Origin of the sequence: Clostridium weizhouense, assembly GCF_019431045.1 — a bacterium.
Classification (GTDB): Bacteria; Bacillota; Clostridia; order Clostridiales; family Clostridiaceae; genus Clostridium; species Clostridium weizhouense.
Genome location: NZ_JAHXPT010000001.1, coordinates 298542 through 324988 on the forward strand (window position 1 = coordinate 298542; position 26447 = coordinate 324988).

Genomic DNA, 26447 nt, shown 5'->3' on the forward strand with positions numbered 1-26447 from the left:
TAAATTCAAGATAATCCAATATTATTTAAATCTACTTTTGACCTTTTAATAAACTTACCGTATCCCTTTTCCCCTATAAATTTATTATCTTTAACTATTATTTTACCACGTGAAATAGTTATTATTGGATATCCTTTTACCTTTATGCCCTCATATGCAGAGTAATCTACATTAGAATGTAATTTAGAATTTGTTAAGGTAACTTCCTTTTCTGGATCAATTATTACTATATCTCCATCTGAACCTGCCTGTATAGTTCCTTTTTTAGGATATAATCCAAACATTTTAGCTGGATTTGTACAGCATAACTCTACAAATTTATTTAAGCTAATTCTCCCTTTCATAACTCCTTCTGAAAACATAAGTGGAATTCTTTCTTCTATTCCCGGAGCCCCATTAGGACACTTCGTAAAATCATCTTTTCCTTTTTGCTTATCTTTACTAAGAGAAAATGGACAATGATCTGTTGCTATTGTTTGTATATATCCGTCATTAATTCCTTTCCATAATTTTTCTATATCACTTTTAGATCTTAATGGAGGACTAATTGTATATTTTAATGCCTCCTCGTTTGGAAGTTCATATTTGCTTTCATCTAATAGTAAGTATTGAGGACATGTTTCTGCATATACTTTTTCTCCTCTTTCTCTTGCCATTTTTATATAATCTAGTCCTAATCCTGATGAAAGATGAACTATATAAAGTGGTGCATCTTCTACTATTGAGGCCATATTTATCATTCTATTAATAGCTTCTGCTTCACTTTCAGCTGGTCTAGTTAAAGGGTGATACTTAACACTCTTAAGTCCATTACTAACGTACTTCTCTCTTAAAAGTTTTATACTTCCATGATTTTCACAATGAATAGTTGCAATACCTTGCAATTCTTTTAACCTATTTAATACTCTAAGTACACCTTCATCATCAATCATATAATCATAAGTTAAATAAAGTTTAAAACTAGGTATTCCTTCCTCTTCAACTATTTCTTTCATTTCATCAATTATATTATCATCTACATGTTGAACAACCCCATGAAAACTATAATCTATTACACTTTTATCATCAGCATATCCATGATAAACATCAACTTGATGTTTTAAATTACACCCTTTAGGTCCAAAACCCATATGATCTACGATAGTTGTTGTTCCACCACAAGCTGCTGCTACTGTTCCAGTATAAAAATCATCATTTGCAATAGCTATTCCAACATCTAAATCTAAATGAGTATGAACATCTACTCCTCCTGGAATAACATACTTCCCTTTAGCATCTATTATTTCATCTGCTTCTTTTTTTATATCAATGCCAATTTCTTTTATAACGCCATCTTCAATATAAATATCCCCGTTATAAATATCACTAGCAGTTGCTATAGTTCCATTTTTTATTAATAAAGACATATTAATCACCTCACTTAATTTTTCTCTCTATATCAATTATATTTCTTTGCTCTCATTAAATATACAGTGTAAATTACAATGCTTATTATCATACCTAAAACATATGAGTTATCATAAAAAACTTTAAGCGGTGCAACTCATCTTTATTACTTTTTTGCTTTCTTATAAAATGTATTTTTTAGTGGTAGTTCTGTTCTAAATATTCCATCTAATTTATAATAAGCTCCTTGAGCTGCTGGTGCTGTTGGAATACAAGTAATTTCTCCAACTCCTTTTGCTCCAAAAGATAACTCTTGTGTATTTTTTTCTATTATAATAGGTGTAATTTCTGGCACTTGAGTTGCTCTTAAAAGTCCCAATGTTCCAAATTTAACCTTAGGAACTGAATTTTCTATTATATAATCCTCTGTTAATCCATAACCCAATCCCATTACAACTCCACCTTCAATTTGTCCTTCTACATTTTTAGGATTTATTGCTTTTCCTACATCATGAGCTGCAACTACTTTTTTAAGTTTTCCTTGTTCATCAATAACAACAACTTGAGTTGCATATCCATAAGCAACATGGCTTACTGGATTTTCTTTAGGACTACCCATTTTATCGGTAACCCCTAAATATTCTCCAAAAAATTCTATTCCCTCTAATTCTTTTAATGTTTTTCCTTTTAATGCTTCTTTTAATTTTAATGCTGCAATTCTTGTGGCTTCTCCTGTGAATACTGTTTGTCTTGAAGCTGTTGATGTTCCTGAATCTGGAGTTATTTTTGTATCAGGAGTCTCATAAACTATTTGTGAAGCTGGAATTCCTAAAACTTCACCAACAACTTGTACTACTACCGTTCCTACACCTTGACCCATACAAGCTGCTGAAGTCCTTATATGAACTTTTCCATCTATTACTCCAACTTTACATCTTCCTGTGTCTGGTAATCCAACACCAATACCTGCATTTTTAAATGCACATGCTATTCCAGCATATTTATTGCTATAATAAAAATCTTTAACAGCTTCTAAAGTTTCAACTAAAGCAGTACCTTCATCAGCAATCTGACCATTTGGAAGAACCTCACCTGGTCTTATTGCATTTAACATTCTCATTTCAAATGGATCTATCCCAACCATTTCTGCTAATTGATTTAAATTACATTCTGTTGCAAATGCTGACTGAGTTACTCCAAATCCTCTAAATGCGCCTCCTGGAGTATTGTTTGTATAAACTGCTATTCCATCAACAACCATATTTTGATAATTATATGGTCCTGCTGCATGAGTACATGCTCTTTGAAGAACTGGTCCTCCAAGTGATGCATATGCTCCTGTATCTGCTATTATTTCTGCTTTCATTGCAGTTAATTTTCCATTTTCATCACATGCTGTTGTAAATTCCATATCCATGGCATGTCTTTTAGTATCAACTATGATACTTTCTTGTCTTGTAAGACACATCTTTACTGGTTTTTTAGTAAGATATGCAAGTAATGCAGTATGATGTTGACAGCTCATATCTTCCTTACCACCAAATCCTCCACCTACATATTTTGAAATAATCCTTAACTTATCTTCTTCTAAATTTAATAATGAACCTATTTCCCTAAAATCATCATATATACTTTGAGTTCCTGTATAAACTATTAATCCATCTTCTCCATCTGGAACTGCAACTGATGCCTCTGGTTCTAAAAAGGCATGTTCAGTAAATGGAACCTTAAATTTATTTGTAACAACATATTTAGAATTCTTTATAGCCTCATCAGCATTTCCCCTTACTAAATGTTCATGAACTAGAATATTTCCACCTTCATGTATTTTAGGAGCATTAGATTTCATTGCTTCTTCTGGAGATGATATAGGTTTTAATTCTTCAAAATCTACTTTTATATGTTTTAATGCTTCTCTTGCAATTTCCTCAGTTTCTGCTGCAACTAAAGCTATTGCATCTCCAAGATATCTTGTTTCTTCTCCAACCTTTACTAAAGCTGGAGTATCTTTTTTAAGGTGTCCTAAATACCTTTTTCCTGGAATATCTTCTGCTGTTACAATTTTAATTACCCCTTCAATTTTTTCTGCTTCAGATATATCTATACTCTCTACTAATGCCCTAGGATATTTACTTCTTAAAGCTACACCATAAAGCATTCCTTCAATTCTTATATCATCTGCATATTCTCCTATTCCTAAAGCTTTATCTTTAGCATCAACTCTTGCCATAGGTTCTCCTACTAAACCTTTACATGCAACTTTTGGAACCTCTTTATTTTCTCTAAATATTTCAGCAGCCATCATAATAGCTTTTTCTATTTTTACATACCCTGTACATCTACATATATTACCAATTAAAGCTTTTTTAACCTCTTCACTTGTTGGTTTTAAAGTTCTATTAAATAATGCCTTTGCACTAATAACCATTCCTGGTATACAAAATCCACATTGAACTGCACCAGCTTCAGTAAAAGCATAAGCAAATACATCTCTTTCTCTCTCTGTAAACCCTTCTATTGTTGTTATTTCTTTACCATTTACTTTTTCAATAGTAAGAATACATGATTTTTGAGCTTTTCCATCAATTATAACCATGCATGTTCCACATGCACCTTCTGAACATCCATTTTTTACCGAAGTAATACCACAATCTTCTCTTAGATATTTTAAAAGCTTTTTATTTTCACTAACGTTTTTTTCTTGTCCATTAAGAATGAATTTAAACAAATCTTATCACTCCTCATAATCTCACTTTTGTCTTTTTTAGATATTTCCCTTTTACTTTTATCTTATAATTACATAAATTTACAAATTGCTTGTCATGTAAAAATACTACCTTTTAATATTCAATCTTTACTTATACTACATTAATCTTTAATTATTTATTTCTAAAGACTCATTACTTATATAAATTTCTTCAATTTCATTACTTGATGACTTTTCCTCTATATTCTTATTTCCTAAAACATTAAAAAATATATTTAATAAAACTGCTGATATACTTCCTGTAGTTATTCCACTATGGAAAATAGTTTGCACCCATGCTGGAAAATTTTCATAAAATGTTAAATTAGCTAATGGTATCATTGAGAGTCCTATACTTACAGCAACTATTACTGAATTTTTAGTACCATCAAATTTAACTTTTGATAATGTTTTAATTCCTCCAACCAACACCATTCCAAACATTGCAAACCCAACACCACCAAGTACTGGCTTTGGTATAGCACCCATTACCGCTGCAAATTTAGGTATAAAACTTAAAACTAAAAGAATTATTCCTGCATAAATACCTACAAATCTTGACTTTATATTTATTAATCCAATAAGCCCTGTATTTTGAGCAAATGGTGTAATTGGAAAAGTATTAAATATACCTGCTAAAAATGTTGAAATACCATCTCCAGCTAAACCTCTTCTTATATTTTGTTCAGTAATATCTTTATCTGTTATTTCATGTATTGCTATCATATTTCCAACTGATTCAGTCATTAAAACAAGCATTATTAAAATCATAGAAATTATGGCTGAAACATTAAATGTAGGCATTCCAAATTTTAATGGTACATTTAAACTAAACCATCCTACATCTTTAACTTGGCTAAAATCAGCCATACCTAAAGCCATAGATAATACAGTTCCTATTACAATAGAGAAAAGGATTGCTGCACTATTCCAAATTCCTTTTATATACTTGAATAATAGTAATGTTATTACTAAAACTGTTAATGATAATTCTACTTCTTGTACACTTGCTGGTTTTGCTACTCCTCCAGTTATCCACTTTATACCTACTGGCATTATAGAAATACCTATTACTAACACAATTGTTCCTGTAACTATCTTTGGAAAAAATTTTATTAGTTTTCCAAATACAGGTGCTATAATAAAACAGAATAATCCTGATATAATTACTGATCCAAAAACAGTTGTCATTGCTAAATGCTTATCACCATGAGCTCCTGCAATAATTGCAAGGATTCCAGATACTGCTGCAAAGCTTGTACCTTCTATAACTGGAATTTTAGCTCCTGCAATATTTTTCATTCCATATCCTTGAATTAAAGTACCTATTCCAGCCATAAACAGTCCTGCACTTATAAGAAAAACTATTTCTAAATGCTCTAGACCAGCTGCACCTCCAATCATAATTGGAACAGCTACAGCACCTGCGCACATTGACATAACATGTTGAAGTGAAAATATCCATAACTTTGAGAAAGGTATTTTTTCGTCAACCTCAGGTATTAAATTATCCCCATTTTTTTCTCTCATAATTCTCAAATCCCCTCATCAATTCAATCCTATAACATCTTATTAAATTTTTTGTATTTAGTAAGTATATCTCATAAACTATTTTTTCTTGTGTAGCATATAATATTCTATTACTAGTAACTAGCATATTTCATGCCAAAATAAAATCTGAGTTTTTTCGAATTTTTGTACTAAATTTCTATTATTTATTAATTAATATAAATATATTTCTCTTATATAATAAAATTTTTTTAAAACTAAGTAATTGTTTACATTTTTGCTTAAAATTTTAATTTTAAACTTCTATATTTTTTATCATTTTGGTAATTTAAAATAATTAAATTGCATATTATTCTATAATCTATTTATTAAAATTATCAAAAAGAGAATTTTATTTATCATTTTGATAATCAGAGCTTTATAAATAAATTTTTGTATAAAAATTATAAAATTAAATTTCTATATTCATAATTTTTATACAACAATTAAGGCACATAAAAGATAAAATTAGTCCTTTCTATTAGCTTTGACCACTTCTCATTTTATGTACCTAATAATTTTTAATCTCTTCATTATTTTATATGTATAGATTCCCCAAAATTTATTTTCAATTTCCTATCAATTTAGTTATTATAAAATTTTACTTTATCTAAATACATTTTCTATATATTTAATAATTTGTTTTTTTATATTTTCTCTTTCTTCATATGTGCTTTGTTCTATGTTTATTACTAAACTATCACTTCTCTCACTTATTCCATTTAAGAACTCATCATCTTTCCTCTTTAAAACTCCAATTACTAACTTTTCATTATTTAAGCAGTTATTTATTTCTTTAATAAATTGTGAAGAACATTTTTCCAAAATCCCAATCTCATCTAATAAAATTATTTTTGAAACTTTATCTTCCATACTATTCCTTAAAATCTCTACACCAGTAATATCAAACCCTTTAATAAGAGCAGTACATTTTTGTGATGATATATTTATTGAAATTTTATCTTTTAATTTATGCTTTAAATTGATAGTTTCTATATAATAACCACCTTTTTCTCCATTTATATAATAAGGTAATGTTCTGTAGCCTGAATAGGCGATCTTTAATTCATCAAGCACTTTATTTATTAATGTACTTTTTCCACATTGTATTTTACCTGTAATAAATATATTTTTATACATAATTAACTTTCCTTTATAATCATACTATAAAAAAATAACAAGTCAGTATACATTGTATCTTTAACTTGTTATTTCTTTCATGTATTTTACTTATACTAATGTAGCAATAACCTCTACTTCTACTGAGGCATCCATTGGTAATTTAGCTACTTGTACACAACTTCTTGCAGGGAAATTTTGTGTGAAATATTGTGCATATACTTCATTTACTGCTGAAAAATCATTTAAATCTTTTACAAAAACTGTAGTTTTAATTACATTTTCAAGAGTTGTACCTGCATTTTCTAAAATAGCCTTACAATTTTCTATACTTTGCTTAGTTGCTTCTTTTATCTCTGTTGCCATAACCTTTGTATTTGGATTTATAGGTAATTGTCCAGATGTATATACTAACTTATCTATAATTACTCCTTGTGAATATGGTCCTATTGCTTCTGGTGCATTTGGTGTATTAATTATTTTCTTCATAATAAATTCTCCTTTTCCTTTTACTTTCCGGTTTTTTATAATTTTATAAAATGTATTTTTAGTGGATGTTAGGCACATGAGATAATAAACTCCACTTTCAAATTACTCTTCTGCATTCTTAGGATTTGTTTATTTTAACGTCATTTAAATATATTTATTTTCATTTTAATTATATTGCATTGATAATGCATTCTTTGGACATCTAGTTACACATAATCCACATCCAAAACATTTATTACTATCGATGATTAATTCTTCTCCAACTTCTATTGCTTCATATACACAGCTTGTTTTACAAGTTCCACATTTTATACAAAGATCTTGTTTTACAGTAGGTGGTATTGATTCTGCTCTAAACTTTCTTTCTTCAGATTTTTTATGAGCAAGTCCTATTATTTCATTTACATCCTTGTATCCATGACTATCTAAGAAATCATTTAATTCCTTAGCAATTTTTCCATAAACACTTGGTCCTTTTAAAATAGCTTCTGTACAAACTTGAACAGATTGTGCACCTGCCATTAACATTTCTGCTGCATCCTTACCAGAAGTAATTCCTCCAACACCTATTATTGGTATCTTTATCACCTTAGAAGCATCATAAATATTTCTAATAGCTACCGGCTTTACTGCTGATCCTGATAACCATCCATATCCCTTTTCACTTCCCATGATTGGATATCCTGTTTCTATATCAATAGCCATACATGGTCCTACTGAATTTATCATTACAAGTCCGTCTGCTCCCGCTTCTTCTAATGCTTTAGCTATTTTTTGAATATCTGTATGAGGACTCATTTTCATAAATACAGGACAATCAAGTGCTGCTTTAGCAGCTTTCATTGCTTCAACTATTGGAGCAATATCAGTTCCAACATAATGAGTTGATAATTCAACTGCATCTGCATATGGTTTTACTAAAGGTGCAACTTTTTTTATTTGATCTGCAGTGTATCCCATGCTTACTATCATTGGTACTCCTGCTTCCTTTGCTCTTTTATATTCTTTTTCTACCCATTGTTCCTTTGGAAGCTCTGACCAAAGTTCTGTATTTAAAAAACCTGCATTAGTTTTTGCCATACAAGGTCTTGGTACATCTGCTGGCTTTTCAGATATTGTTTTTGTAACTAATCCACCAGCACCTCCCTTGACCGCTGAAACACATAGTTCTCCATCTTTTGCACCTGGGCCTGCTGCTGTAAATATTGGATTATTAAATTCCATTCCAAGTATATTAACTTTTAAATTTGCCATAATACTGTTCCCCCTATAAAACCTTATATAAAATTAATCTATTGTTTTAATTTTTCCCACAATCTTTGTGCTACTTCTCTTGACTCTTTAAATACATTCTTCTCATCTAAAGTAATAATATTTCTATTTTGCATTATAACTTTACCATTAATAATTGTTGTATCTACACATCTTCCACTCATTCCAAATAATATATGTCCATTTAAGTTTTGTTCACTCATTGGTGTTAATGGGTTATAATCAACAATTATTACATCTGCATATGAACCTTCTTTTAATATTCCAAGTGGTTTATTAAAATATTTAGATGCTATATCTCTATTATTTTCAAATAACATTTTGCTGCTTTCTAAAAATCCTACATTAGAATCACATAAGTTATGTTTATGAATTATATTTTCAACCTTCATTGATTCAAGCATATCTGATGTATATCCATCAGTTCCAAGACCAACTACTACTTTATTTTCAATCATTTCTATTACTGGTGCACACCCCACAGCATTCCCCATATTAGACTCTGGACTATTAACTACATTAGTATTGGTTTCTTTTAAAATATCAATCTCTTTTTTATTTATGTGAATACAATGAGCTGCTATTGTTTTTTCTCCTAAAATTCCAAAATCATTTAATCTTTCAATTACTCTCTTACTGTTATTTTTTAAGCAATTATTTAAATCTTCAATTCCTTCTGCTGCATGAATATGATATCCTGCATCAAGACCTTTCATGCTATCTACACATTTTTTTAAACTTTCATCACTAAGGGTAAATGATGCATGCATTCCAAACATACCTTTTACCATATCATCAGCTCTTTTATTTGAAGCTTTAATAAAGTTAACGTTTTCTTCTATACCGTCATTTAAAATTTCTTCGCCATCTCTATCGGAAACTTCATAAGCATAAACCCCTCTAATACCTAAATGAGTAGCTGCATCTGCTATAGTAAACAAACTTCTACTTGCTGACATAGGGCTAGCATGATGATCAAATACTGTAGTAACTCCATTTTTTACACAATCAATTAAAGTTGTATAAGCACTGTATTTAACATCTTCTAAAGTTAATTTCTTATCTATTTTCCACCAAACATTTTCAAGAATATCAATTAGATTTTTTGATGGAGGATTATTTAATATTAATCCCCTTGCAAATGCGCTATATATATGATGATGAGTATTTATTAATCCAGGCATTATAACTTTTCCTTCTGCATCTATAAACTCATAATCTTTATACTTTCTTTTAAGCTCATCTGTATTGCCAACTTCTAGAATAATATTATCTTCTATTGCAATACAACCATCTTCTAAATAGGGCTTTTTATAATCTTGAGTTATTACCCTTCCATTTCCAACTAATAGCATCATGCCACCCTCTTTAACTATAATTTTTATTTGTTATGTTCACCTTTCCAAACTATATCTTTATACTTATTTGGATCTGTATCTCCCTCTGTACTAAATAATAATACTTTTGAATTTTCATCTAATTCTAATGACTCTTTTAAATCTTTATATTTATCATTTTTCATTATCTCATAAAGTAATCCTAAAGTAACAGCACCTGATTCACCTGAAGTAACCTTTTTATCTCCTCTTAATGGATTACCAAGTATTCTCATACCATTTGCTGCAACATAATCTGGAGCTGAAACAAATGTATCAGAATATTTCTTTAAAACTTTCCAACCAATTGTATTTGCTTCTCCACAAGCTAAACCAGCCATTATTGTTTGCATGTCTCCGCCTACTGCTCTTAGGGATCCATCATTAGCCATTGCTGATTTATATAAACAATCTGCTAAATTTGATTCTACTATTACTGTCTTTGGACAATTTACATTAAATACAGAAGCAAAGAATCCTTGAATTGCACCTGCTAAAGAACCTACACCAGCTTGTATAAATATATGAGTTGGTCTTTCAACTCCATATTCAACTAATTGATTTAATGCTTCAAGTCCCATAGTTCCATAACCTTGCATTATCCATGCTGGAATTTCTTCATAACCTTCCCATGCAGTATCTTGTATAACTACCCCATTATTTTCACTTGCATATTTTGCTGCAAGTCTTACTGCATCATCATAATTCATATCAGTTATAGAAGCTTCTGCGCCTTCTTTTCTTATATTTTCTAATCTTGTTTTTGATGATCCCTTTGGCATATAAACTACAGATTTTTGCTTTAACTTATTTGCAGTCCAAGCAACACCTCTTCCATGATTACCATCTGTAGCTGTTACAAATGTAATTTCTCCAAGTTCCTCTCTTAGCTCTGGTGAAATTAACTTTTCATAAGGTAATTCAGATATATCTTTATTTAATTTTTGTGCCATATACTTTGCCATAGCAAAAGATCCACCTAATACCTTAAATGCATTTAATCCAAATCTATATGACTCATCTTTTATATAAATACCACCTAATCCTATGTCCTTACTTAAATTTTCTAAATTAACTAATGGTGTTTCTTCATATTGAGGAAAACTTTTATGAAAATCTCTAGATTTAGTTATTTCCTCTTTACTTAAAAAATCTAATAAGTTCTCATTATTAATTTTAGGTAGTGTATTTTTTTTCCATAATATACTTTCCATAATCTCGCCTCCAATTAGCGTTATAGTTAAAACTTCCTAACCCTTTATTCTAGTACCAGTCTTACCATTTATTCCATCCTTTGCTTTCTCAAGAAGAGTAATTAATGAATATCTACCTTCTTTTGATGAAGCAAAGTCTATTCCCGCTTCTACCTTTGGTTTCATTGAACCTGGTGCAAAATGTCCTTCTTCTACATACTTTTTCATATCAGTTACATTGACATCAGCTAACCATTGTTCATTTTCTTTACCAAAATTTATAGCAGCTTTTTCAACGGCAGTTAAAATAATTAAACAATCTGCATCAAGTTCTTTTGCAAGTGTACAACTAGCAAAATCTTTATCAATTACAGCTCCTACGCCTTTTAAATGATTTCCTTCCTTTATAACAGGAATTCCACCTCCACCACAAGCAATCACAACTTGACCATCTTTAATTAAATTTTTAATTGTTTTTATCTCTACAATACCTACTGGCTTTGGTGATGCAACAACTCTTCTATATCCTCTACCAGCATCTTCAATTACTTTATCTCCTTTTTTTATAGCAATTTCTGCTTCTTCCTTTGTCATGAAACTACCAATTGGCTTAGTTGGATTTTTAAAAGCCTCATCTTCTGGATCTACTTCAACTTGTGTAATAATAGTTGAAACATCCTTATTTATATTTCTATTTAATAATTCTTCTCTAATTTGATTTTGTAAATCATATCCTATATAACCTTGACTCATAGCAACACAGACTGACATAGGACAAAGAGAATATCTATGATCTAATTTATGAAGTTCACTCATAGCTACATTTATCATTCCAACTTGAGGACCATTTCCATGAGAAATAACAACTTCATTTCCATCTTCAATCAAATCAACTATTGCTTTAGCAGTAGTTCTTACAGCATTCATCTGTTCTTCTAATGTATTACCTAATGCATTTCCACCTAATGCAATTACAACCTTTTTTTTCATATTTTCCACCTCATTATTTATGTTTTAAAATCCTAATATTTAGAGCTAAATGCAGGCTCTTATGGGTTTTCCAAAAGAGCCTTAATAATTTAGAAACAAATAATAAATCAATTTATTTCTAAAAAGAAACTCCTAATCCAATACGTTTCCATAAATAATTTTATTTAAACAAATATAAAATTGTGAGCTTATTCAAAATGACGTGATTTATTTTTTTCAACTAATTTATTTAAAGTCTCTTGTGGATTTTTAACTTTACTTAAGAAAATCATAGCTGCTATAATGTATGGTTTAAAGCTTGCTTCTTTATATAAAGATTTTCTATATCTATCAAATACACTAGCATCAACTTCTCCTGTTTTACAGCTTACTCCTGTAATATCAGCTGGTAAACAATGCATGTAGATAGCCTTACCATCTTTAGTAAGCTTCATTAATTCTTCAGTACATTGCCAATCAATATGCTCTTCATTTTGTTTTAATAATTCTTTTTCTAGTTCATCAATACCAGCTTGGTCTCCTTTTGCATATAAATCTGTTCTTTTTTCCATTGCAATATAAGGAGCCCAACTCTTTGGATATACTATATCAGCATCTTTAAATGCTTCTTCCATAGAATTTGTTTTTGTAAATGATCCGCCTGATTTTTCTGCATTTTTCTTTGCAACTTCTTCAACTTCACCCATAACTTCATAACCTTCTGGGTGAGCTAATACTACATCCATTCCAAATCTAGTTAATAATCCAATAACACCTTGTGGAACTGAAAGTGGTTTACCATATGATGGTGAATATGCCCAAGTCATAGCAACCTTTTTACCTTTTAGATTTTCAACACCACCAAGTTCATTTATTAAATGAAGTGTATCTGCCATTACTTGTGTTGGATGATCTATATCACATTGCAAATTAACAAGAGTTGGTCTTTGTTCTAATGTTCCATTTTCATTACCTTCTTGAACATATTCTGAAACATTTTTCATGTAAGTATGTCCTTTTCCAATAAACATATCATCACGAATACCAATAACATCAGCCATGAATGAAATCATATTAGCAGTTTCTTTTACTGTTTCTCCATGAGCCACTTGTGATTTACCTTCATCTAAATCTTGTACTTCAAGACCTAAAAGATTACATGCAGATGCAAAACTAAATCTTGTCCTTGTTGAATTATCTCTAAATAATGAAATTCCAAGTCCACTATCAAATATCTTTGGAGATATATTATTCTCTCTTAACTTTCTTAAAGTTTCTGCTATCGTAAAAACAGCTTGAAGCTCATCATCAGTTTTATCCCAAGTTAACATAAAATCATTATTGTACATGTCCTTAAAATCTAATGTATTTAATTTTTCAATATATTTATCTATTATACTCATCGTAATTCCTCCAATATTTTTTCTTTATTTATTAATTCTTATATTTTTAATAGTGTTAATACTACAATATCAACATTTACTTAAAAACATAGTCTTATTTATCTTTATTTATTGCTACAATAAATTGTTGGTACTGCAGCATAAACAGCAGCGCATCTTACTAAATCAGCTTTCCAAGTTTTTTCATTTGGCGCATGTGCTTCTTCTTCTTTTCCTGGTCCAAATCCTATACATGGGATTCCATATCTACCCATTATTGATACTCCATTAGTTGAGAATGTCCATTTATCTACTAATGGTTTTCCATACATTCCTTCATAAGCTTCAACCATAGCTTTAGTTGCTGGTGCATCTTCAGGTATTACCCAAGTTGGGAAATAACAGTCTGTTGGATATACAAGGTTTGTCCAACTTGGTCTTTCATATTTATACATAGTTACTTCTGCATTATATTTTTTAACAAAAGGAAGATTTCTTACTTCTTCTAATGCTGATTCAAAAGTTTCTCCATCAGTTAATCTACGGTCTAAAGAAACTGCACACATATCTGCTACTGCACAACGTGATGGTGAATTAAAGAATATTTCTGAAACTGTTACAGTTCCTTTTCCTAAAAATTCATCATAATGTAAGTTATCATTTAATACTCTAACTTCTTGTAATATATCAGCCATTTTGTAAATTGCATTATCTCCACGTTCTGGAGCAGATCCATGACAAGATATACCCTTAACTTCAACTCTTATTTCCATACGTCCACGTTGACCTCTATAAATATTTCCATTAGTTGGCTCAGTTATTACAACAAATTCTGGTTTTACTTTATCTTCATTATGGATATATTGCCAACATAATCCATCGCAATCTTCTTCTTGTACTGTACCAGTTACTAATACTGTATACTTGTCAGATAAAAGATTTAAATCTTTCATTATTTTTGCTCCATAAGTTGCAGAAACTATTCCACCTAATTGATCTGAAGCTCCACGACCACCTATTTCTTCTTCATTTTCATACCCTTTATAAGGATCAAATTTCCAATTACTTATTTCGCCTATTCCAACTGTATCTATATGAGCATCATAAGCAATTAAAGTTTTACCAGTTCCCATATATCCTAAAACATTTCCCATATTATCGATTTCAACTTTATCAAAGCCAAGCTTTTCCATTTCTTGTGATATTCTCTTTATCACTAACTCTTCATTAGCACTTTCTCCTGGGATAGCAATTAAATCCCTTAAAAATTTTGTCATATCTGCTTCGTAAGCTGTTGCTTTTAACTTAATGTTTTCAAAATCCATATTTATTCCCCCGCCTTTTATAAAAAATATTATTCTATGTCACTATTTTTGTAGTGATTTTATTTATGTATCACCACTAACTATTACCATAGCAATTACCTTGCCAAAATTCATGAATGTTTTCTTTATTTTTTATAGAAAATCTCCATTATACCTTACTTAATCACATTATTTTAAGTACTTATTTGGATTTCAAAGTAAATAATTATCATTTTGATAATTATTTTTATCAAAATAATAAGATAACTAAAAAAATAACAGACTAATATACTTATATATTTAGTCTGTTATTTTCTCTTATATTACTAATTTAAAACTTACTTTATTCTACTAAATTTAACATATTAAAATATAATTTATCATAATGATAAATCATGTTTTATTCCTCTAATTTTCTATAAAGAGTAGCTATTCCTATACCTAATTTTTTTGCTACTTTCATTTTACTTTTAGTTGAATTACCATACTTATCTAAAGCTTTTTTAATATATATTTTTTCAATATCTTTTAATTTTATTATGTCATCATCTATACAAATTTCGTCATTTCTTTTTTTAAGTTCTTCATTATAACTTTGTACAAATGATGTTGGTAACATTGACTTTTCAAGTATTCCATTTTCTCCGGATAAACTCACCATAAATTCTACTATATTTTCTAATTCTCTTATATTACCTGGCCAACTATAATCCTTAAATATTTTTATTATTTCTTTATCAATAGTATGTATATACTTATTACATCTTAAATTATATTTTTCAATTAACATTTTTGTTATTAATAAAACATCATCTTCTCTATCCCTTAGACTTGGTATTTCAATAGGAATTATATTTAATCTATAATACAAATCCGCTCTAAATTTACCTTCATCAACTAATTTTTTTAAATTTTTATTTGTAGCTGCTATTACTCTTATATTTAATTTTATTAATTTATTTGAACCTATCTTTACAATTGTTTTTTCTTGTAATACTCTTAAAATTTTTACTTGAAGATATAATGGCATATCGCCTATTTCATCTAGAAAAATTGTTCCATTATTAGCAAGCTCAAATTTACCTATTCTGCCTGAAGAACTTGCTCCTGAAAATGCACCTTTAACATATCCAAAAAGTTCACTTTCTAATAAATTTTCTGGAATAGCACCACAATTTATCGCTATAAATGGCATATTTTTTCTATTACCTTCTGAATGTACTGCCCTAGCTACCAATTCTTTTCCTGTACCACTTTCTCCTGTAATTAATATTGTAGCATCAGTATATGAAACTTTTTTTATTTTCTTTTTAAGTTCTACTATATTATTTGCTTGTCCAACTATTGAATCACAATTTATACTATTTTTCTTTATTTCTTCTTCAATAGCAATTAATTCTTTAAAAACAATTATTTTATTACAATCTTTATTGTTTATATAATTGTTTACCACTTTCCCTATAATTTTAAATTTTCCATTTTCAATATTAAAATTATAGATACCTCCTTTAGGGGTATATTCATCAGTTTCTTCTATTGTTATTTTTTTACCTATGATATTTGGCCTAACTTTTAATATCTTTAATGCATTATTATTTGCTGTTATTATTTCATCTTTTATATCTACAGTTATAATTCCATCATCTACAGAATTTATTATTTCTTTAAAAAATTTGATATTGTTTTCATTTTCTAGTATTTGATTTTGTTCTATTACTTTAATTGAAATAAATTCAGCTATCTGCTCTAAAAATTTAATCATAATACTTAAATTACTTTTTAATTTATCTTTTTGATCTTGATTAGAACATACTAAACCGATTACTCCAAATGTACTTTCTTCATACTTAATAGGTACACATATTTCCATAAATTCATTACAATTGTTCTTTTTCTTACATTCATTACATAATTTTTCTTTTCCTGGTTTTTCTATCACTAGCGTTTTGCCTGTATCTAAAGCTTTACTATATACATATCCTTGATCTCTTATATTTTCTCCAATTCTATTTTCATATATTCCTGTTGCAGCAACTCTTATTAATTTATCATCAACTATCTCAACATCTATTGTTAATAGATTTGATAGTAATATAGAATATTTGTTTATTATATCTTTTATATCTATTAAATTTATCTTCATTTCTGAACCCACCTATTATATTCTAATATTTGTTTTTAATTTGTTGTTTTTCTTATCGTTTTTAATTTTAAATACTTTACTATTATACCATATAGTACCATGATAACTCTAAGCATATCAATTTGTTTTTTTATCTTTAATATTTATGTTCTAATTAAGCTATTAAATTTATAATCTTTTATACAATAATAAAATGTATACGCTACATTTCAATGGAAAATTGACAGTTTACAATGAACAATTGTGCTTGAAAGCCATAGGCTTTCTGCAAAATATATTATTTACCTTAGATTTTATCATCCTTTAAGACTTAAAAAATTCTATACGTTCCTACACATAAAAAAAGAGCTAATAGATTTTTAAAATTATATTTAAAATCTATTAGCTCTTTCCCACTATCTTTATAATTTATTATTTATATTCTATTATTCATTAACAATTTTTTCATTTATCTCATCTTTAGGTAAAATTAAATTTAAAGTTATTGCTACTATTGTAGTTACAACTATTGAAGATTTTCCAAAGATTGATATAAACCAGCCAGGGAATAATGCTAATGCGTCTGGAACTTGAACTATACCTACACCTAAAGCAATTGATAAACCTACAATAGCAGTATTTCTAGCTGTAAGTTTAATTGATGAAATCATTTTAATTCCAGTCATTGTAATAGTTGCAAATACTGATAGTGTAGCTCCTCCAAGTACACATTGAGGAATACTTGTTAGTATTGATGCAAATTTAGGTACTATACCTGATATTATAATAACTATTGAAGCAAATACAAATACACTTCTATTTATAACCTTGTTCATTGTTACTATTCCAACATTTTGACTAAATGTTGCAGTGGGCATACCTCCAAAAAATGCTCCAATAATACTACTAATACCATTACCAATTATTCCACCTGAAAGTTCTTGATCTGTAGGAACTCTATTCATTCCTCCTCCAGTAGTAGCAGAAAAATCACCTATTGCTTGAACAGAATTTACTATATGCATTATAACCATAGATATAATCGCTGTAGTATTAAAACTCATTCCGAAATGCATAAATTTTGGTGTTTGCATCCATCCTGCTGATTGAACATCTGTAAAAGAAACCATTCCAAAGCATAGTGCAACTATATAACCCACAATAATACCTATTAATATAGATGCAAGTTTTACTGATCCTTTAGTAAAATAATTCAAAAATATTACTACACTTAAAGTTATAAGTGCAACCCCCCAGTTTTTAGGAGAACCAAAAGTTGGACTTCCAGCTCCACCTGCTATATATCTAATTGCAACTGAATATAATGATAAACCTATTGAAAATATAACAGTCCCAGTTACTATTAATGGAAAAAATCTAACTAACTTTTTAACAAATATTCCAAAAATAACAGCTACTATTCCTCCAATTACTTGCGCTCCCAAAATTGTTGCAATATTAAACTCATCAGCTATGGCTATTAATGTCGGTACATATGCAAAACTTGTCCCTACAATTATAGGCAATCTTGATCCTATTACTCTAAATATAGGAAAAAGTTGAATTAAAGTTGCTATCCCTGCAAAAAACAATGATGATTGAACAAGTAATATTTTATCTTCTGGACTTAAACCTGATACCCCTGCCACTATTATAGCTGGCGTAACACATCCAATAATCATAGCTACAACATGTTGTAGTCCTAACGGAACTATCTCTTTTAACTCTGGCTTACCTTCAAATTGAAAAAGTAACGACTTCCCATTTAACTCCATAAAAAATTCCCCCTTATACCAGAATCACATTTATACGTTTACAGTAATTCTTATAACTATTCTTAAGCAATAGTTATGCCAATTAAAAACTTTGTTTTTTCTGATTTTTTAACTTTATATTAATTAAACTCATTTTATATATAAATAAAATTCTATTCATTATCACTTTGATAACTTTTTTTCTCATTTTGATAATGCTTGGTTTTATTTTTAATATACTATTTACAGCGTACTCTCTATTATTTCATTTATTAAAATGATAAATCAAACAAATATTTTGATAACTACTGTCACTAGCCGTCGATTTTTATACATGTAATTTTTTAGTATTTTTACTTATAAAAAATGCCAACATTTTGAACTATTATTAGCAAAATGTTGGCAAAATCTTAATTTAAAATTTAATTATTTTCTATTATTTCTTTTGAATTATTGTTTATTTCTTCTTCAGAATCATTTATTAATTCATCTTTTAGATCCTCTTTTATTGACTCTTCATCCACAGTTGTCTCTTTTTGCAATTCCTCTGTATTATTTATTATTTTTTCTTTTGATTTATCATCTTCCATTTCTTTTACTTCTTCTTTTATTGTTGACTCATCTGATTTTATTTCTTTTGCTGATTCTTCAGTTATTTCCTGTACTCCTTCTTCTTTTATTTCTTTTGGCACTTCTTCAATTATATCTCTTAATTCATCAAGTTCTACTTCTTTTACTTTATCGGTACTAGGTCCTATTGGATTCATACCATTAAATGTTATGTTTCTAACTCCTGAGAAGCATAATCCAATCATTCCTTGAATTGTAACACTTGCGCCTGGTTCAATACTTTGCCAATTACCTGATTTTATTGTAACTGTTTTAAAATCTCCATTATTCTTTAAAGAATATGTTCCTCCCCATGAAGATTTATATAATGCTGATTTAGGTAAATCAAATGATACATTCCATCCGCCATCTATTTTTTTATCAGTACAATTTTTTATTTTTATATTATAAGTATAGTTAGGATGATCATATATTCCACCCAAACTTACTTCAACGTTTACTGGTTCTAATGAACTAGTGCTATCATCATTTGTCTCTTTGCAATTGCCTATATTTTTTAATCCATTACTTAGCTTTTTAGTTAATGTATCTCCAAATGTATATTTGCCTTCATTTATCTTATCAGATCCTTCTACATAATTAGGATTTAATCCATAATCACCATTCATTACCCAAATTAAAGCTCCACCAAGATTTTTATTTTTTATATACTTAACTCTTTCATCAATAGATTTTTCATTTTCAAAAGATAAAAAAACTCTTTCTTTACTTTGCCAAACATGTGGTACCTTTTCAACATCATCCCAATATAATTTTAAATTAGGATCTTGTTCCATAAGATTCAATACATGCCATAATGGATTAGCACCTGCTGGTTCTAACTTTCCGTCATTGTCTAAATCATCACCCCAAATATTATATTTTCCTGATGCCGGTGTTCTGCTTGAACCATGAAGTCCATTTTCTCCACCTTGAACGTTTTCCCATCCTCTTGTATAATATGGAATACCCATTATTATTTTTTCAGATGGTAATACTCCTCTATAAAATCTATATGCCCAATCCATACAAAGTGTAGGCATTATTTGTGATGCTGTCTCTCTATCTGCTTCATCTGGATAAATACCTGCTAAATTTTCAACATATTCATTCCATCCACCATGATAATCATAAGACATTACACTTAGAAAATCTAAATATTGAGCATATGTGTTATCATTAACTCCTCCAAGAACCCAAGGAGATGCAGTAACAGCTGCTGATAAAATATAATCTTTATTATATTTTTCAGATGCTTCATCTATTTTTTCTCTTAATGTTTTCATTAATATATTATATCTTTCATTTAATTTACCTCTTCTTGGTTCTGATAAATCAAAATCTGCTGGGTTTCCTGATTGACTTGTAGATGATGGATATTCAAAGTCAATATCTATTCCATCAAAATTATATTTTCTTATGAAATCAACACATGAATCTGCAAAAGTATCTATTCCTTCGTCTGTATCTAACATAGTATAAAATCCACGTGATCCTGCCCATCCGCCTACAGACATTAACAATTTAACATTAGGATAATTTTTTTTCATAGTTTGTAATACATTAAAATGACCTTTATACGGTAGTGTAGGATCAAGCTCTATTTTTTTTCCTTTATAAGATAAATCATAATCAGCAAAATCTTCTTCTAATGCTGCATGTTTATCACCTAATTTAATTTTATTGGTAGATGGATCTACTAATCCAAATGAGTATTGAATATGGGTTAATGAATCCCATTGTAAATTAGTTGCATTAAAATATCCCTGAACTTCACTTTTATAAGCCCACTCCGGAAAATATCCTATTATCTTTCTCTTTAAATCTTTCTTACTACTTTGCCTTACCACTTTTTTTTGATCTTTATTTGTGATTGTTTTTGCATGTACTGGTGCTCCTAAAAATGATAATGACATTGTAGTTACAACTAATCCTGCTAAAAGTTTTTTTAGTCTTATGACTTTCATTTTTTTGATTCCCCCTATCTTATTTTATTCACTCCTCTCACTATACATATGTATTTTTTTTAAACAAATTACATTTTAATTAAAATAATCATATGATAAATTGTATTTTTATAAAAAACGTATAATATTGCTATTAAAAATTATTATTTTATTAAATTTTAGTGATAAATACTGTTTTTTTGTTTATATGTAAAATTCCTAATACAGTATTAATATATTATTTTCTTATTTTGATAAATTAAATAACAAAAGTGACTGCGCCACGTTTCAATGGAGAATTGACAGTTGACAATGCACAATTATGGTTGAAAGCCTTTGGCTTTCTTCAATATATATTATTTAGAAATCACCGAGTGATTTCATCCTACATTGTCAATTATCCATGGTCAATTGTCAATTCAAAAACATCTCCATAACATTAGATTTTTTTTAGCCATACACCCTTTCTGACAAATGTAGTGCAGAAATAATGGTGCGACATATAATTATTTAGAGATATTTAATATATCTGTTAAAATTAAATATATTGTTTTATCATTTTCTTGGTTCCTAAATATGTAGATATAAAATATCCACCATATATAACTACTAATAATATAGCTGTAAATATTACGTTATTAACAATACCTACACCCACTAGTATTGTTACCATTTGAGAAGCTAATTTTATACCTACAATAGAATGGACAATTGCAAGTGATAAAGGTACCATAAAATATATTCCTATCTGAATTAATAAAGATTTATTTATCATATTCTCATCTACACCTATTTTAGTAAGAAGTTTATATCTTTCTATATTATTATCACATTCAGATAATTGTTGAAGAGCTAAAACAGCCGCTGATGTTATTAAAAATATTATTCCTATATATATTGATAAATAAGATAATGTAACAGCTATTCCTGCTGATTGTGCTAATACTTGATTTTTAGTCTTATAACCAATATCACTTTTTGTTTCATTATCAAAGTTATCTATAGCTTTATTTAAATTATTTTCTATATTATTACCATCAAGTTTATAATTTAAATTTAAAAATGATCTAACTGGAACTATGCCTTCAAGTACTGAATCATTTACTATTATAGTTGCTAAATTATGTTTTATTATATCATTGTAAATAACGACGTCTAAAACTTTCATATTAGATGGTACTAAATTATGATTATTTATATTAATTTTAGTTTTATCTTGTAAACTTTTTTCTAATAAATCTTTATTTTCATGATCATCTGTAAATATTATGTACTCATTTTCTTCAAGCTTAATGGGTTGTTTATTTAACATTTTCATTATCTTATTAAACTCTGAAAGTTTCATTATTGGTATATCTTCATTTACATAAATTTTATAATAAGAATTTTCTTTTTCTGTTAAATACTTATTCAATAAATCTCTATATCCAAATTTATTATCATATATATTATAACTAACATACTTATCTACATATTCATTTAAATTTATGCCTTTATCACTTAATATTTTCTTAATATCTTGCCCTTTTAAATTACAAAAAGTTGCATCAAACTGAGTTAAATCTCTGATATTTTCATTTAAACCTTTATTAAGTCCAAGCCCACCTGATAACATACTTGTAGCTAAAAATAGCATTAGACATATAAAAGCCATAGATATAAATGTTGTATTTATTTTACTATTTATTTGTTTTAATACAAACATGTTTAAATTCTTAAAATACTGTTTTTTATTACTTTGAGCTAATTTTATTAACAATCCTGATAATGAGAAGAAAAATAAAAATGTTCCCACTGCTCCTAATATAAATGAAATAGTAATATTTTTGCCTAGTACTGCCATTCCATCACTTAATATTATATAGTAAGCAGATATTATCATTAAAATACTTATAATAAAAAATAGAATTGATCTTTTTTTATTTCTAATTTTAAGTGTCTCATTTTTCTTAGCAACTGTTAATAAATTTATAAGCTTTACTTTTCTAATTGAAAATGAGTTAAATATTAATATAATTAAATATATTAATCCAAAACATATTATTGTTTTAACACATGCACTTATAGAAAAAATAAATTTAAACTGTATAAGATTAACATTAAACATCTCTGCTGTTAAAACAGATAAACCTTGAGATAAAAACACTCCAATTATTAATCCTATACCTAGTGATAATATTCCAACTAATAGAGTTTCTAGAAATATTATTCTTGATAAACTTTTACTTTCCATACCTAATATCATGTAAATACCAAATTCTTTTTTTCTTCTTCTTATTAAATAATTATTGGCATAAATAATTAAAAATCCTAGAATAAAAGAAATAAATATAGACACTATATTCATAACTGTATTTACTAAATCAAAGGCATTTTCATAATCTTCACTTATTTTCATCATTAATTTCTGTGATTCTATAGAATTAAAGCTATAAAATATACATACCCCAAATATCAAAGTTAAAAAATAAATTGTATAATCTTTAAAACTCCTCTTTAAGTTTTTAATAGCTAGTTTAAAATACATCTCTTGCGTCACCTCCAAGAAGAGTTACTACTTCAATTATCCTATCAAAGAATACTTTTCTTGAATCATTGCCACGAATAATTTCATTAAATATCTTACCATCCTTTATAAATAAAATTTTACTTGCATAACTTGCTGTAAATGCATCATGCGTTACCATCATTATTGTTGCATTTAAATTTTTGTTTAAATCATTTAAACTTTCAAGAAGCATTTTAGCTGAATTTGAATCTAATGCTCCTGTTGGTTCATCGGCTAATATTAAAGATGGATTTGTTATAATAGCTCTTGCTGATGCTATCCTTTGCTTTTGACCACCAGACATTTCATATGGATACTTTTCTAACACATCATTTATATTTAACTTTTCTGCAATCTTTCTAATCCTTCTATCAATCTCTTTATGATTAACTTTACAAATTGTTAATGCTAATGCTATATTTTCATACGCTGTTAAAGTATCTAAAAGATTAAAATCCTGAAATATAAAACCCAGCTGTTCCCGTCTAAATTTAGCTAATTTTTTTGAATTAAGCTCAGTTATATCATTATCATTAATAAAAATATGACCACTAGTTACACTATCTATTGTTGAAATACAATTTAATAAGGTTGTCTTTCCACTACCTGAAGTACCCATAACTCCAACAAATTCTCCCTCTTCTACTTCAAAACTGATATTATTAATAGCCTTAGTAACATTTCCTTTATTCCCATAATATTTTTCTATATTTACTACTTTTAAAACTTCTTTACTCATAATTTTCCTCCATAAGTTATCTTATAAGTTTATGTTACTATTTACTAAAGGCATCATCCATCGAATAATGTAACACTAATATTACAATTTTGTTAGTTTAGGGGAATAAAACACTCAATTTTTAAATCTTCATCATTTTATTTATAGGGAACATAATTGAAACTGTAGTTCCCTCCCCTTCTTTGGATAATAAGTTTATCCACAATCCAAGTTTTTTACATAACTTTTTGCACAGATAAAGACCTATACCTGTAGATTTTGAATATAACCTACCATTTTCACCTGTATATCCTTTTTCAAATGCTTTCCTTATACATTTTTCACTCATTCCAATTCCATTATCACATATATAAAGAACTACATTTTCCTTCTTCTCTTCACAATATAATCTAATAATACTTTCTTTTTTGTCCATATACTTTATACTATTTGATATGATTTGATGTAAAATAAATTCTATCCACTTGCTATCTGAATATACTATTTTATCAACATTACTTAATTCAATTTTAATTTTCTTTTTTATTAAAGTATTTGCATTCCTTTTTATAGTTGAATTAATGCATTTTCTTAGATTAAGTTCTCTAATAATATAATCTTTTTCTAAATTATTGCTTCTTGCATAAAATAGAGCTTGTTCAATATAGCCTTCAACCTTTTCAACTTCCTCGTTTATACTTCTTGTAACTTCTGATTCATTATTTTCTAACAATAATTTACATGAAGCTATAGGAGTTTTTATTTCATGTACCCATAACTCTATATATTCTCTATATTCTACTGTATCTCTTTTAACTTTAGATATTTCATCTTTCATAGATTTATTTGTATGTTTTATTATTTCATATAAAATCTTTCCATCTACAAATGTAGGCTTATTTATAACTTCAGAAATTAAATATTTCTTATCTAAAAGTTGTAAATCTTCTAAAATATTTTTATAGTATACATTTTTATTAAAATAGTCATAAACATGAAATATTAAACTTCCTATTAAATTTAAAATAAATATAAAGAAAATAGCATATGTATCAACTCTTAGCACTCTTAATAAGCCTGAACTTGCTACAAGTATTGCTATATTTATTAAAATAAAAATTGCTCTTTCCTTAAAATAATCAAAAAATTTCATATCAAAATATATCCTTGACCTCTCTTTGTTTGTAAGTATGACTTAGCCCCTATTGTTTCAATTTTTCTTCTGAGCCTATTAATATTAACAGTTAGAGCATTATCATCCACAAACTCATCACTTTGCCATAATGCATTTATAAGTTCATCTCTTGATACTATCTTTCCTTTACTTTTTATTAAAGTATATATAATTCTACTTTCATTTTTGGTTAATTCAACTTTATTTTCATTAAATTCTAATTCACTTGTAGATAAATTATATTTAAGATTTCTATATTCAAAAATCTCCATTTCATTATTATTATATGTTCTTCTTATAATTGATGAAATTCTAGCTAAAAGAATTTGAGTGTTGTAAGGTTTTGTAACAAAATCATCAGCTCCTATATTCATGCTCATAAGTTCATCAATTTCACTATCTCTACTTGTTACAACTATGATTGGAACATCAGATTTTTTTCTAAGTTCTCTGCAAATATAAAAACCATCATATTGTGGTAAATTAATGTCTAATAAAACTATATGTGGATTTTCCTTTAAAATCTCCTCTACCATGTTTCCAAAATTCAATGAATATTTAGTTTCATATCCATATCTATTAAAAAAAATACTTAATTCATTTCTTATTTTTTCTTCATCTTCTACAATAAATATCTTCTCATTCATAATTCTACCCACCAATCTTTTTTATTTGCTATATTTTAAAATATTGTTGATATTGTACTATAAAGCTCATAGACAGAAGAATTTACTTTAAGAACTCTACAATATCAACATTCCTTAAAACATAGCATTTTTTATAATTATATAA

Annotated in this window: 18 protein-coding genes; all 18 read right to left on the minus strand. The window is 28.0% G+C overall.

Annotated elements, in window-relative coordinates; translation table 11 throughout:
• Window positions 1-5 precede the first annotated feature (5 nt).
• The gene (hydA, locus tag KYD98_RS01420) at window positions 6-1406 is read right to left on the minus strand and encodes a dihydropyrimidinase (protein WP_219777805.1); all 1401 of its coding nucleotides are present in this window, start codon (window positions 1404-1406) and stop codon (window positions 6-8) included.
• Between the two features lie 146 nt (window positions 1407-1552).
• Window positions 1553-4114, minus strand: coding sequence for a selenium-dependent xanthine dehydrogenase (gene xdh / locus KYD98_RS01425; RefSeq protein ID WP_219777806.1), 2562 nt, complete (start codon window positions 4112-4114; stop codon window positions 1553-1555).
• A gap of 147 nt (window positions 4115-4261) precedes the next feature.
• Window positions 4262-5662, minus strand: a complete 1401-nt coding sequence (locus tag KYD98_RS01430; RefSeq protein ID WP_219777807.1) for a nucleobase:cation symporter-2 family protein — start codon at window positions 5660-5662, stop codon at window positions 4262-4264.
• A 624-nt stretch (window positions 5663-6286) separates the two neighbouring features.
• Window positions 6287-6820, minus strand: a complete 534-nt coding sequence (locus KYD98_RS01435) for a nucleoside-triphosphatase (RefSeq protein ID WP_219777808.1) — start codon at window positions 6818-6820, stop codon at window positions 6287-6289.
• Window positions 6821-6910: 90 nt separating this feature from the next.
• Window positions 6911-7288 carry a RidA family protein gene (locus tag KYD98_RS01440; protein ID WP_219777809.1) on the minus strand — a complete coding sequence of 126 codons (378 nt, stop codon included), beginning with the start codon at window positions 7286-7288 and terminating at the stop codon, window positions 6911-6913.
• A 165-nt stretch (window positions 7289-7453) separates the two neighbouring features.
• The gene (locus tag KYD98_RS01445) at window positions 7454-8542 is read right to left on the minus strand and encodes a 4Fe-4S binding protein (RefSeq protein WP_219777810.1); all 1089 of its coding nucleotides are present in this window, start codon (window positions 8540-8542) and stop codon (window positions 7454-7456) included.
• 38 nt (window positions 8543-8580) lie between these two features.
• A complete protein-coding gene (gene ssnA / locus KYD98_RS01450; protein ID WP_219778005.1) occupies window positions 8581-9915 on the minus strand; it encodes a putative aminohydrolase SsnA in 1335 nt (444 codons plus the stop codon).
• A gap of 26 nt (window positions 9916-9941) precedes the next feature.
• Window positions 9942-11150, minus strand: a complete 1209-nt coding sequence (gene dpaL, locus KYD98_RS01455; RefSeq protein ID WP_219777811.1) for a diaminopropionate ammonia-lyase — start codon at window positions 11148-11150, stop codon at window positions 9942-9944.
• Between the two features lie 36 nt (window positions 11151-11186).
• On the minus strand, window positions 11187-12119 hold the full coding sequence (arcC, locus tag KYD98_RS01460; RefSeq protein ID WP_219777812.1) for a carbamate kinase: 933 nt from the start codon (window positions 12117-12119) through the stop codon (window positions 11187-11189).
• 188 nt (window positions 12120-12307) lie between these two features.
• On the minus strand, window positions 12308-13501 hold the full coding sequence (gene ygeW, locus KYD98_RS01465) for a knotted carbamoyltransferase YgeW (RefSeq protein WP_219777813.1): 1194 nt from the start codon (window positions 13499-13501) through the stop codon (window positions 12308-12310).
• A 104-nt stretch (window positions 13502-13605) separates the two neighbouring features.
• Window positions 13606-14805 (minus strand): YgeY family selenium metabolism-linked hydrolase, encoded by a 1200-nt coding sequence (locus KYD98_RS01470; protein ID WP_219777814.1) that lies wholly within the window; start codon window positions 14803-14805, stop codon window positions 13606-13608.
• A gap of 379 nt (window positions 14806-15184) precedes the next feature.
• Window positions 15185-16927, minus strand: a complete 1743-nt coding sequence (locus tag KYD98_RS01475; protein ID WP_219777815.1) for a sigma-54 interaction domain-containing protein — start codon at window positions 16925-16927, stop codon at window positions 15185-15187.
• A 425-nt stretch (window positions 16928-17352) separates the two neighbouring features.
• Window positions 17353-18681 (minus strand): uracil-xanthine permease family protein, encoded by a 1329-nt coding sequence (locus KYD98_RS01480; protein ID WP_219777816.1) that lies wholly within the window; start codon window positions 18679-18681, stop codon window positions 17353-17355.
• A 401-nt stretch (window positions 18682-19082) separates the two neighbouring features.
• Window positions 19083-21236, minus strand: coding sequence for a glycosyl hydrolase family 18 protein (locus KYD98_RS01485; RefSeq protein WP_219777817.1), 2154 nt, complete (start codon window positions 21234-21236; stop codon window positions 19083-19085).
• A 517-nt stretch (window positions 21237-21753) separates the two neighbouring features.
• On the minus strand, window positions 21754-23742 hold the full coding sequence (locus KYD98_RS01490) for an ABC transporter permease (RefSeq protein WP_219777818.1): 1989 nt from the start codon (window positions 23740-23742) through the stop codon (window positions 21754-21756).
• Entirely contained in the window at window positions 23732-24502 is a 771-nt protein-coding gene (locus KYD98_RS01495) for an ABC transporter ATP-binding protein (protein ID WP_219777819.1), read from the minus strand. Before KYD98_RS01495 ends, KYD98_RS01490 begins: the two co-directional genes overlap by 11 nt.
• Before the next feature lie 121 nt (window positions 24503-24623).
• On the minus strand, window positions 24624-25634 hold the full coding sequence (locus KYD98_RS01500) for a sensor histidine kinase (protein ID WP_219777820.1): 1011 nt from the start codon (window positions 25632-25634) through the stop codon (window positions 24624-24626).
• Window positions 25631-26305, minus strand: coding sequence for a response regulator transcription factor (locus tag KYD98_RS01505; protein WP_219778006.1), 675 nt, complete (start codon window positions 26303-26305; stop codon window positions 25631-25633). The genes KYD98_RS01500 and KYD98_RS01505 overlap by 4 nt, the downstream gene beginning before the upstream one ends.
• Window positions 26306-26447 lie beyond the last annotated feature (142 nt).

Coding starts and splice junctions, on each gene's coding strand:
- hydA (WP_219777805.1), bottom strand. CDS start 1,406: ATGTCTTTATTAATAAAAAATGGAACTATAGCAACTGCTAGTGATATT.
- KYD98_RS01430 (WP_219777807.1), bottom strand. CDS start 5,662: ATGAGAGAAAAAAATGGGGATAATTTAATACCTGAGGTTGACGAAAAA.
- KYD98_RS01435 (WP_219777808.1), bottom strand. CDS start 6,820: ATGTATAAAAATATATTTATTACAGGTAAAATACAATGTGGAAAAAGT.
- KYD98_RS01440 (WP_219777809.1), bottom strand. CDS start 7,288: ATGAAGAAAATAATTAATACACCAAATGCACCAGAAGCAATAGGACCA.
- KYD98_RS01445 (WP_219777810.1), bottom strand. CDS start 8,542: ATGGCAAATTTAAAAGTTAATATACTTGGAATGGAATTTAATAATCCA.
- ssnA (WP_219778005.1), bottom strand. CDS start 9,915: ATGCTATTAGTTGGAAATGGAAGGGTAATAACTCAAGATTATAAAAAG.
- dpaL (WP_219777811.1), bottom strand. CDS start 11,150: ATGGAAAGTATATTATGGAAAAAAAATACACTACCTAAAATTAATAAT.
- arcC (WP_219777812.1), bottom strand. CDS start 12,119: ATGAAAAAAAAGGTTGTAATTGCATTAGGTGGAAATGCATTAGGTAAT.
- ygeW (WP_219777813.1), bottom strand. CDS start 13,501: ATGAGTATAATAGATAAATATATTGAAAAATTAAATACATTAGATTTT.
- KYD98_RS01470 (WP_219777814.1), bottom strand. CDS start 14,805: ATGGATTTTGAAAACATTAAGTTAAAAGCAACAGCTTACGAAGCAGAT.
- KYD98_RS01475 (WP_219777815.1), bottom strand. CDS start 16,927: ATGAAGATAAATTTAATAGATATAAAAGATATAATAAACAAATATTCT.
- KYD98_RS01480 (WP_219777816.1), bottom strand. CDS start 18,681: ATGGAGTTAAATGGGAAGTCGTTACTTTTTCAATTTGAAGGTAAGCCA.
- KYD98_RS01485 (WP_219777817.1), bottom strand. CDS start 21,236: ATGAAAGTCATAAGACTAAAAAAACTTTTAGCAGGATTAGTTGTAACT.
- KYD98_RS01490 (WP_219777818.1), bottom strand. CDS start 23,742: ATGTATTTTAAACTAGCTATTAAAAACTTAAAGAGGAGTTTTAAAGAT.
- KYD98_RS01495 (WP_219777819.1), bottom strand. CDS start 24,502: ATGAGTAAAGAAGTTTTAAAAGTAGTAAATATAGAAAAATATTATGGG.
- KYD98_RS01500 (WP_219777820.1), bottom strand. CDS start 25,634: ATGAAATTTTTTGATTATTTTAAGGAAAGAGCAATTTTTATTTTAATA.